Genomic DNA, 1,848 nt, shown 5'->3' with positions numbered 1-1,848 from the left:
CGGCGCATTGAGTTTTGCTACACCCCGAAGCATGGCAGTTGGCTGAATGTCGCAGAGAACGAGCTGAGCGCGATGACCCGTCAATGTGTTGACGGTAGACGATTCGAGGATATCGAAACCATCCGCAGCGAAATTGCGGCTTGGTCAACGGATATCAACAACACTCAACGAGGGGTTGACTGGCAAATGAAAGTTGAGGATGCTCGGTGTAAACTGATTTCCATTTATCCTCAAATTAAGCTCTGACGCTCCACTAGAGCCGCGATCGCATTTTCAGCTTTCGATTCTTGGATAAACCCAATCACTGCATTAATCAACGTTACGCCCAGAATCACCCCTGCATCTACCCAATCCCGTAGCAGCAGCGTCACGATGCCAGCCACGAGCAGAATATAAATCAAAGGTTGATTGAATTCCATCAGAAAGCGAACAACAAGACTCTTTCCGGCTTTCCCCTTCAGTTCATTGAAGCCATAGCGCTCTTGACGTTGAGGTACTTCTGAACTCGACAGCCCCGTTGCTAAATCTGTCTTAAGAGATGCCGCAACATCAGCAGTCGATATTTGGTGCCATTGCTGTTCAGGTAGATGCTCAAGTGTAGAAGATGCCATACCTAAATACCTGAATGGTTAATATCAACTCATTTTATCTACCTTGCTCTGCGATCACTATTTGATTCTGAACGCTAACAAACAAAGTTTCGGTTGTTTCCCTACCGTTCATTTAGCAGGCTAACGGTGCTGTTCAGCGGTTGCAAATATCCTTCGCATCTACACCAACAGCTCTCGACAGTCCGTTGCAACAGCGTTGTTGTGATGTGCGAACAACGCAACCTTCTTATAGAATACTCGATCCTCATTTTGACACTCTGAGTTTATATGAAAACTTATAATATGGGTTGGTAAACAGCTTGATAACATAGTATGTTCAGATTTGCTGCGGCTTCAGAAGATGAACTCATCGTATTTGGCTCTGCTCGACCTGGCTACACTAATGAGCAAGTCAGTGAGTGGATCGAGTTCATGCAGAACCAAAGCATTCAGCGTGTCTGCTGTTTATTGCCAAAAACTCAGCTAGTTCGCTATTCGGATTTGCTTGGCGTTTATCGACAAGTTTTCGGAATCGATCAAGTTTGCTGGGCACCGATTGAGGATTTTAACTTTGCTGCCCGCGAAATTCTTGCTCACCAGATTTTGCCTTTTTTAGCCATTGCCAACCAACAAAATGAGAAAGTAGTTGTTCATTGCTCCGGCGGCATTGGGCGCACAGGGCACGTTTTAGCGGCTTGGCTTGTGGCTGGACGTGGATTTTCCAACAAATTAGCGATCGCTGCCGTTAAGCAAACTGGGATGAATCCTTACGAAGCCGTGATTGCAGCCCCATTCAAAGGTCGAAACCCTTGGAAAGTTGCTGAGGAACTAAATAGGTTGTTGGAAGATTGTCATTGCTTCAGAAACAAACTTATCTAGCTTGATACCGAACACCCAACAATTTGCTTCAAGCTACTGCCCCATCAACAAGCTGAGCAGCACAACTATATATTCAACGTCAGATCTGCTGCATAACACCCTCAATCTTTAGCTTACCTGACACTTTTGCGGGATAACGCCCCCGTTTACAGAAGCTATATGATACTTCTGCTGTGTAAGTCCGTAGAAGCAGGGTGTTATTGATCACTCTTGCAAGGTTAAGTATGGGTATGAGGTGCTTATCAGTCATAACTGCTGCATAAGTACCTGAATCTTCAGCTAAGGGGCTGGCAATAAAATACATTACCGGTCATTATAAGGCGGAGTTAAGTCAGTTGAGAGAGGCTAGGGGATGCTAGATGAGCAGATGAAGGAAACC

Annotated in this window: 3 protein-coding genes; 2 read left to right on the top strand and 1 reads right to left on the bottom strand. The window is 45.4% G+C overall.

Going from position 1 to position 1,848, the window contains the following annotated elements; genetic code table 11:
• The coding region (locus tag CKL79_RS22285) for a transposase (RefSeq protein WP_170943920.1) at positions 1-246 on the top strand (246 nt) is incomplete at its 5' end.
• Here the strand turns inward: CKL79_RS22285 and CKL79_RS22280 are convergent.
• Positions 231-611, bottom strand: coding sequence for a cation-transporting P-type ATPase (locus CKL79_RS22280; protein WP_121971694.1), 381 nt, complete (start codon positions 609-611; stop codon positions 231-233). The genes CKL79_RS22285 and CKL79_RS22280 overlap by 16 nt on opposite strands.
• A gap of 312 nt (positions 612-923) precedes the next feature.
• Here CKL79_RS22280 and CKL79_RS22275 point away from each other — a divergent pair, with 312 nt between their 5' ends.
• Positions 924-1,469, top strand: a complete 546-nt coding sequence (locus CKL79_RS22275) for a dual specificity protein phosphatase family protein (RefSeq protein ID WP_121971693.1) — start codon at positions 924-926, stop codon at positions 1,467-1,469.
• The last annotated feature ends 379 nt before the right edge of the window (positions 1,470-1,848 follow it).

The sequence above is a fragment of the Leptolyngbya sp. BC1307 genome (assembly GCF_002286735.1).
Taxonomy (GTDB): domain Bacteria; phylum Cyanobacteriota; class Cyanobacteriia; order Phormidesmidales; family Phormidesmidaceae; genus Phormidesmis.
This window is presented reverse-complemented; position numbering and strand designations above follow the sequence as displayed.

What these genes read in the sequence shown, in the direction of transcription:
- CKL79_RS22280 (WP_121971694.1), bottom strand. Translation starts at nt 611, where the DNA reads ATGGCATCTTCTACACTTGAGCATCTACCTGAACAGCAATGGCACCAA.
- CKL79_RS22275 (WP_121971693.1), top strand. Translation starts at nt 924, where the DNA reads ATGTTCAGATTTGCTGCGGCTTCAGAAGATGAACTCATCGTATTTGGC.